At 39.1% G+C, this 5385-nt stretch carries 6 protein-coding genes; 1 reads left to right on the top strand and 5 read right to left on the bottom strand.

Features of this window, described 5'->3' with window-relative positions; translation table 11 throughout:
- Positions 1 to 57 precede the first annotated feature (57 nt).
- Both ACT3RM_RS16735 and sodC read right to left on the bottom strand, forming a co-directional pair.
- Positions 58 to 285 carry a ChaB family protein gene (locus ACT3RM_RS16735; protein WP_441993506.1) on the bottom strand — a complete coding sequence of 76 codons (228 nt, stop codon included), beginning with the start codon at positions 283 to 285 and terminating at the stop codon, positions 58 to 60.
- 12 nt (positions 286 to 297) lie between these two features.
- Entirely contained in the window at positions 298 to 873 is a 576-nt protein-coding gene (gene sodC, locus ACT3RM_RS16730) for a superoxide dismutase [Cu-Zn] SodC (RefSeq protein WP_441836538.1), read from the bottom strand.
- A gap of 440 nt (positions 874 to 1313) precedes the next feature.
- On the opposite strand from sodC, the gene ACT3RM_RS16725 reads away from it, so the two are divergent.
- Positions 1314 to 1622, top strand: a complete 309-nt coding sequence (locus tag ACT3RM_RS16725) for a hypothetical protein (protein WP_441836534.1) — start codon at positions 1314 to 1316, stop codon at positions 1620 to 1622.
- 301 nt (positions 1623 to 1923) lie between these two features.
- On the opposite strand, the gene ACT3RM_RS16720 is transcribed toward ACT3RM_RS16725, so the two are convergent.
- The 3 genes from ACT3RM_RS16720 to ACT3RM_RS16710 form a co-directional block, all read right to left on the bottom strand.
- The gene (locus ACT3RM_RS16720) at positions 1924 to 3156 is read right to left on the bottom strand and encodes a Vgb family protein (protein WP_441836535.1); all 1233 of its coding nucleotides are present in this window, start codon (positions 3154 to 3156) and stop codon (positions 1924 to 1926) included.
- 218 nt (positions 3157 to 3374) lie between these two features.
- The gene (locus tag ACT3RM_RS16715) at positions 3375 to 3971 is read right to left on the bottom strand and encodes an ACP phosphodiesterase (protein WP_441836536.1); all 597 of its coding nucleotides are present in this window, start codon (positions 3969 to 3971) and stop codon (positions 3375 to 3377) included.
- Positions 3972 to 4130: 159 nt separating this feature from the next.
- Complete coding sequence (locus ACT3RM_RS16710) at positions 4131 to 5162, bottom strand: metal-dependent hydrolase (RefSeq protein ID WP_441836537.1); 1032 nt, start codon at positions 5160 to 5162, stop codon at positions 4131 to 4133.
- Positions 5163 to 5385 lie beyond the last annotated feature (223 nt).

The following is a 5385-nucleotide window of genomic DNA, read 5'->3' as shown; positions in this document are numbered from 1 at the left end:
AACTGTAGCGGCTTTTTTCTTACTTAGCTTTATAGTACCTGGGCATCACTTTGCTTACTAAGATTTTACCCAGTTACCATTGTCGTTTTTACTATAACTACCTTTAACTGCAGACCAAGCTACTTTATGTGCCGTTGTTTCTCGGTCATCATCGCCTTTTCTATCACTAGAATCCTCATAAGTATCCCATGCACTATTAAAAGCCTCTTGGTATATCTCTTGAGCATGTTTTGGTAAGTTATCTTTTACTGATTCAGGTAATTCATTACGATTATTATATGGCATAACACTATCTCCTTATTTTTTCCCTATCACGCCACATGCAACACGATCGCCACCACCACCTAGTGGCTTAGGTTTGTCGGCATAATTATCACTACCTTTATGCACCATTAAAGCATGTTGCTTTACCATATCAAGGGTTAACCGTGGCGCTAATACCGGTGTTTTAGCTTGGCCATTTTCATTAACATACAACGCTGGTAAGTCACCTAAATGGCCATCAGCCCACGGTTTATCATGGTGTTGGTTGGCGGTTGGATCCAAGTGCCCACCAGCTGCTCCTGCTGGAACAACTTTCCCTTCTTTATCCTTAGGTTCACAACTTGCAAATTGATGAACGTGAAAACCATGCTGCCCAGGAGTTAATCCTTTTAAATTGGGGGTAAAAGTAACACCGTGGTCATTTTCTGACAGTGTGATGGTGCCAAGTGATTGCCCTTGTCCTGATTTCGTTACTTGATGCATTTCAACTTCTTCACTCGCCAGCGCGCTGGTTTGTAAACACACACTAGTGAGTATTACCGCACAGGCCGGTTTAAAAAAACGCGCTACACTTTTTTTTACTATTGAATCATACTGTAAACAGTTCATCATGTTCTCCTTGTTTAGTGTTAATCAAATAAACCATAACGCTAAATTAAGCGACTACTTAACAGCTATGTTCAATGTTCGTACCAAGCTGTATTCATTAATGTATTTTTATTTGGTTACACCTACAACATGCTGATAAAAAACAAAACTAATAAAGGTGCTGAGTTATATAATACAAGTAACATATAAATAATAAGCGCCACTCACTGATTTTTGAGTGAAAATTACGCAATTACTAGGGCGTATTTACAAAACAAGTGACAACTTTACGTATGAAGTTTACCTTTGCTAAGTTAAGCTCAATATCATGTAGCTTTAATACACAACTCAAACCACTAATAGATTTTAACGAATAGCTTTGACGAAGTTGTGAATCGTCTATGGGCTTGGTTATAATCTACCTCTTCGGCTATCTTGTTAGCCTCTAATTTGGATAAACGATGAAAAAACTATCTAAAGTACAAATAAAACAACAAGCACTTGTACTTAATATTGCCGATAAACTCGAAGAACAAGCTCGCGCAGATATTCCGGGGATGGTGCAATGCTGGTTTGATGTGGAATATCATCTATTCCCAGGCTCTTTATTACTGTGCTTTCAATTTAAAAATGAGCAAGCATTAATTGCAGCAGAGCCCGAGCTATTAAAATGGCAAAAGCGCTTAAGCGCAGCAATGCTGAAAAAAGGCGTTATTTTAAAAGATATGCGTAAGCATTTAGTATTTACCATCAAAGGCCCTGATGATTAACCACAACTTACTCTTGAGCAAACTATATTAGTTTGTAGACTGGGCTTTAAACTGTCACTTTTGTAGTGTAAATGTATCAAGCAACGATTGTATTTTGGCCATTGCTCTTTGCCGCACAAGGGTAATATCAACTCGTTTATCGGCTTTCAGGTAATCGACCGCTACATAAAAAATTTCATTTAATTATATAGCTACTTCTGTACTTTGTTAGTTAAAGCCAAATACTGTTCCGTATTAATTATTGTGACAAACTCCACCTATACACCACTAGGTGGAGTTTATTTAAGCGAGTCAAAAACAATTATTTTGACCAGGTAATTTCAGCTAATTGGTTAGTCGCGGTTTGATGAATGATAAGTCCATTGTTACCCATTCGCATGTGTCTTATTAAGCCTGAGTGCACGCCCTCTTTACTGGGTATTTGCCAGCTTTGCATGGTTTCACTTGCAAGGTCGAACCTAACTAAAGTTTCAGGTCGCTTGGCTGATTCGTTAAACCAAATTGCGTTATCTGCATATTCAATTGCGTAAGGGTGGCTATCTTCACCACTGGGGTTATCCCACTCAGTGATATTAGCCGTTTTGGGATTAAAACGACCTAGCTTACCCATGCCTGAATTTACATAAAAAATCATATCGTCCGGTGTAATCGCTAGCCTGCGAGTATGAGTATTAGCGCCGGGCAGTTTTATTTCGGTCAGTTCCATAGAGTTTTTATCGACCTTAATCAAACAATTACTGCCATTACATGACACCCAAGGTGTGCCGTTTGAATCAAGCTTAATACCATAAGGACGAGAGCCTTTAGTCGGCAAAGTAGCTAGTTGAATATCCCCATTGTTTGGATTGAGCTTACCAATCATATTACTGTGTTGTAGGGTAAACCAAAATGTTCCCGCACCGTCAAATACACCGGTATGTGGGTCGCGAGCTTTTTTATCTGGCATTTTATAAACTTTAAACTGCTCTGTTGCTAAGTCTAAATACCCGACCGTGCCATTTTTATTGCCTAAAAACCAAGGAGTCTGGTTTTTATCAAGAGACACACTATGCGCAAACGTACCGCTTGGTAACGTATACTCTTTCATCTCACCTGTTTTAGGATTTAATCGACCAAGGATGTTTCCCCACTGACCAACCCACCAAATAATACCATTTTTACCTTGTACCGGATCACGAGCACGCTGGCCAAGTGTTGGCACCTGCCAGTATTTAAAGTGTAGCTTTATATCGCCATCCACTACCTTTGACTCACGTTTAGTATTTACGGGGTAATTATCTGCAAGGTAGCCACTTAACTGTTCAGCTAAGTTACTATCTTTGCCTGTATCAACCATATAGCTAATAAGCATTTTCCAGTGCTCTTTGCTGTAACCGGAGCTATGCTCGATATTTTTAAGGCTGTGACAGCTAGAACAAAGCTGCTCAACTAGTTGGTTTGGCTTTTTACTCTCAGCTGATACGGGGGCAACAAACGCCCCCGATACAAGCATTGCGAATATGCATTTATTAAATAAAAACTGATCTTTACTCATAACGCCCCCTTATTTTTTATTATTAAAGCATAGGGGATGAAGCTTTACCATAGGTTAATATGAAGCGCTTCACACTCAATCAAGTACAAATAATAATCACAAATTTATACGCTTAACCACTACAATATACCGCAGGTAAAAGCCTATAACTCGTAGCGCAATGGTTAAACAAACTAGGCCAAAATATGAAGATAGTCAGTAAAAAATGCAGGACAACCCTAACTTTTATTAACACATTCAAGACCTCGCCGATTGACGTGCTCAATCAACTCAGGGAAAAACGCTAAAAACAGGGCATCCAACTCATTGTAATGACGAGTTATATCATCAATTGAACCTGCAAATTGATTCGCAAAACGAATTCGTTTAGTAATATTATCAAGCGCTACCCCAACACCATTGAGGGTTTCATATTCATTAAACCAGTCGTTCTTAGTCATGTGCTTTACAACATGTTGCATTCGAAGTGGCATAACCGTTAAACGCTTATCCAACAATCTAAAGCTTATTTGTTTAAAATCACTTAATGGCTGCTTGCTAAACGTTTGCCAATGTTTAAGTAAAAAGTGATCAAACACCACATCAATAGCCACACCCGCGAAGCGCTTACGCTGTGGTGAAAAGTACTTTTTAGCCTCTTTAACTAGTGGATGGGCATCAGTAAACTTATCAACCAAATAATGGTTCTCAAGTCCTTGCTTAACCGTGATAGGCAGTTGTTTAACATGCCTGTGACCACCAAAGTCCCCAAGCAAATTACCAAAGTGAGAATCCGCCGTAGGCTGTGCTAGATAAAGATGCGCTAAGTAATTCAAGGTGTTCCTTGCTATGGTTAATGTAAATAAAATCATAACGCAATTTTAGGGAAAATACTTCGAAAGTAAGCAACAAGCCACAGGTAAACCTATACCAACGTTTAGTTTGTCAAGTATATGGGTGCTTAACCAACTATAAGGTATAACCCCGCAATCTATTTAACGAGGTGTGGGTACTGTCACTGTATTTGCTAAATCGATATTTGGATCAGCAATGCGCGCAAAAATAAGCCCAACCTTATCGCGTGGAAATCGATTACTAAGTTGTTGATATTGCCCCTCTATCAACTGTTTATTTTTTAGTTCAGCGACCACAAATGAAAAAACATAATAGCCTTCTAGCCCCATTCTTAAATCACTCATTATTACTTGCTCATTTTGTTGATACACAGCAAAAAGCCCTTTGGTAAAACCTTTTAATAAAGCAACCTGTTCTGTATTACCTAGCTGTGATAACAAGGCATTTTTACTAGGGTAAAATTGCATATCAACGTTTTCAACCTCATCAAAGATAGATGCATATATTTCATAATGTCCTTGCTCGGTAACAGCAACTCCCCGCCAAAGCAAAGAATTAAAAGGTGTTGGCATACTTTCAAAGTGAGTAAATGTCATATTTTTCGTATTAAGTGCCTGATAAATCTTCTCGTTGATATGCCATTTAGCTACTAAGCCCCAAGTTAGATACAGCGTACTGACGATTAACGCACAGGTATTAATACGCTGCGCACAAGGCTGTATGCGCATAAATAAAAGCGTTACAAACGAGACTAAAAGTGGCAATGTATACACAGGATCAATAATAAATATACTCGATATGCCAAAGGGATAAGTCGACAGCGGCCACAGCAACTGTGTGCCATAAACAGTAAAACTATCAAGTAATGAATGGGTACTCAAAATAAAAAAAATAGCAACAGACCAGCGTTTAAGTGACACACTTTTAGCCCAATTCATTGTAAGTAAAAGCCAAGCAAACAAAGGGCTTAGTAATAGCTGTACTAAAATAGAATGACTAAAGCTGCGATGATAAACAAAGTTTTCGACGTCGCCTCCAAAATTAATTAGCACATCTAAATCAGGTAACGTGCCAAACGCCACCCCAACTAATAACGACTTACGACCTAGTTTATTGCCCAAAGTTGCGAAGGCAACAGCACCACCAAGCGCAACCTGTGTGAGTGAATCCAATGAAACCCCCTTTCGAATCGTTAGTACATTTACATTGTACTACCTTAGTGTCTGTTGACCTTTGCGGATTAAATGTAGGCAACAAAGGGTAAATCGCCCCGAGGCAGAACCCAAAGGGCAGCGCCTGTTTGGCATTGATGCTGCGTTATCACCTATTTATGGGGAATAACCACACTACATAGACGCTGCCTTACCTCAATACCAAACAGACTACTGAAAATTC

This window comes from Pseudoalteromonas sp. AOP7-A1-14 (assembly GCF_052376275.1).
Taxonomy (GTDB): domain Bacteria; phylum Pseudomonadota; class Gammaproteobacteria; order Enterobacterales; family Alteromonadaceae; genus Pseudoalteromonas.
Note: the sequence above shows the minus strand (reverse complement) of the source record. Positions and strands in the feature narration are given on the sequence as shown.

Bases quoted from the DNA above. Each gene is read 5' to 3' on its own strand.
- ACT3RM_RS16735 (WP_441993506.1), bottom strand. From the start codon at position 285: ATGCCATATAATAATCGTAATGAATTACCTGAATCAGTAAAAGATAAC.
- sodC (WP_441836538.1), bottom strand. From the start codon at position 873: ATGAACTGTTTACAGTATGATTCAATAGTAAAAAAAAGTGTAGCGCGT.
- ACT3RM_RS16725 (WP_441836534.1), top strand. From the start codon at position 1,314: ATGAAAAAACTATCTAAAGTACAAATAAAACAACAAGCACTTGTACTT.
- ACT3RM_RS16720 (WP_441836535.1), bottom strand. From the start codon at position 3,156: ATGAGTAAAGATCAGTTTTTATTTAATAAATGCATATTCGCAATGCTT.